Origin of the sequence: Flavobacterium sp., from assembly GCF_035456225.1 — a bacterium.
Taxonomy (GTDB): Bacteria; Bacteroidota; Bacteroidia; order Flavobacteriales; family Flavobacteriaceae; genus Flavobacterium.
In genome coordinates, this window is the sequence record NZ_DATIDM010000144.1 from 1 (window position 1) to 2233 (window position 2233).

General features: G+C 40.8%; 2 protein-coding genes. Both read left to right on the forward strand.

The genetic code is table 11. From position 1 onward, the window contains the following. On the forward strand, positions 1-869 hold an 869-nt coding region (locus VLB74_RS08540; RefSeq protein WP_325203034.1), incomplete at its 5' end, for an FAD-binding oxidoreductase. A 311-nt stretch (positions 870-1180) separates the two neighbouring features. Continuing rightward, positions 1181-2143, forward strand: a complete 963-nt coding sequence (locus VLB74_RS08545) for an FAD:protein FMN transferase (protein WP_414655591.1) — start codon at positions 1181-1183, stop codon at positions 2141-2143. Positions 2144-2233: the final 90 nt, after the last annotated feature.

Sequence of the window (2233 nt, forward strand, 5' to 3'; positions counted from 1 at the left end):
TATTGGAAAAACAGTCTTGGGCTGAACGCATTTTAGAAATCCAAACCGTAAATGACAAATCTGCCGAGGAATTTGTTAATTGGGTAAAATTATGGAGCGCCAAAACGGGAATTCAGCTTTCTGCCACTCCCTCTTTATACAATCACGCCCCCAAAGGTTTGCAAAAACTGATGGTACTGGACAAAACCGAAACTTCGGAAAACGAGCATACTTTTATACTCACGCTTCGTGCCAATGCGAGAGCCAAATTTGAGTCGGGTGACTTATTGGCCATTTATCCCGCAAACGACATGCGGGAACGCCTCTACTCTATCGGAAACCACAATGGAAATATCCAATTGGTTGTAAAACTGCATCCTTCCGGTCTTGGCTCGGGATTTTTACATAACCTTGAACCGGGCGAAGTTCTAAAAGCTCGAATCATTAAGAATGCAACTTTTCATCTTCCAAAAAATACACCCAAAGTAGCTTTCATTTCAAACGGCACTGGCATCGCACCTTTCCTTGGAATGATTGAACAAAACAGAAAAAAAACAGAAATCCATTTGTATTCCGGTTTTAGACAGGAAACCGAAACTGTTTTGGGTTACAAAAAATTCGCCAGTGAAATGATAGAAAAACAACATCTAAAAAGTTTCCATCTGGCTTTGTCCCGTGAAGTAAGCCATAATTACGTAATGGATTTAATAAGACATGATGCCAACTTTTTTACGGATTTACTGACTCACGGAGGCGTTTTGATGATTTGCGGTTCACTCTCAATGCAAAGGGACGTAGAAACTGTCCTTGCTGAATTATGCATAAACAAAACTAACACAGATATCGCAGAGTATAAAGCCAATAGACAAATACTGACGGATTGTTATTAATAATCTGAGTTTCGTTATTGTTTTTTGGAGCAAAAACATTAGGCATTTTTAAAATGATGGATCCCGCTATCCGTTTCAATCTTATATGCCGAACCCCGGCATATAAGGATTTCCACTTCTATCGGGGCTAAAAGGGAAACATTTTGCATTTTTGCTATCAACAATTATTCACGATACCAGACCTAACAGGTTTTTAAAACCTGTTAGGTCTCCGTTAAAAAACAAAACGAGACTAATACGAATACGAACAATACACAATGAAACCGAACTCAATTTCTTCCCCAAAACGATTACTCTTTTTCTGCGTACTGATGTTCGGAATAAACAGCCACAGCCAAGTCTTGCGAAAAAGAACCACCATGCTCATGGGAGGCCGTTTTGACATAACCCTTGTAGCCCCAGATTCTCTTTCCGCAGAAAAAAATATTGACGAAGTCATTGCCGAAATCACCCGAATCGAATACCTAATCTCCGACTGGAAACCCAACACCCAAATATCCGAAGTAAACCGAAATGCCGGAATACAACCGGTAAAAGTGGATAAAGAAGTTTTTGAACTGACCCAAAGAGCGCTCCATTTCTCAAAAATCACAAATGGAGGATTCGACATCAGCTTTGCCGCTATGGACCGCATCTGGAAATTTGACGGTTCGATGACCGAAATGCCCTCAGCAGAAGCCATCAAAAAATCGGTGGAAAAAGTGGGTTATAAAAACATCATTTTGGACAGCGTGAACTCAACGATTTTCCTAAAACTGAAAGGAATGAAAATTGGTTTTGGCGCTTTGGGAGAAGGCTACGCGACCGACAAATGCCGTGAAATGATGCTCGCCAAAGGAATCAAAGCCGGAATTGTAAACGCCACTGGAGACATGAGCACCTGGGGCAGACAACCTAATGGAAAACCCTGGAAAATAGGCATTACTAATCCTTTCCACCCTGATAAACTTTTAACTGCCGTTCCGTTAGAAAAAGGTGCCGTAACCACCTCTGGCAGTTATGAAAAATTTGTCGTTTTTGACGGTAAACGCTATTCACACATCATCAATCCTGCAACGGGTTATCCTGCAACGGGTTTATGCAGTGTAACGGTTTTGGGTCCCAATGCCGAAACCGCCAACGGACTCAGCACTTCGCTGATGGTTTTGGGAAAAACAGAAGGATTGAAATTACTCGAAAAATTCCCCGATTACAGTTGTCTTATGATTACCGATGAAGGCAAAGTGGTGAAATCTAAAAATTTCAAGATTAAGAAGTTTAAGGCTAAGCTTTAACTAGGATTGCGTGATAGGCCACGGATGACACGGATTAAACTGATAAACACGGATTTATTTTGACAATCTAAAAATCTTCGAAATCTGTAG

Bases quoted from the DNA above. Each gene is read 5' to 3' on its own strand.
- VLB74_RS08545 (WP_414655591.1), top strand. From the start codon at position 1,181: ATGTTCGGAATAAACAGCCACAGCCAAGTCTTGCGAAAAAGAACCACC.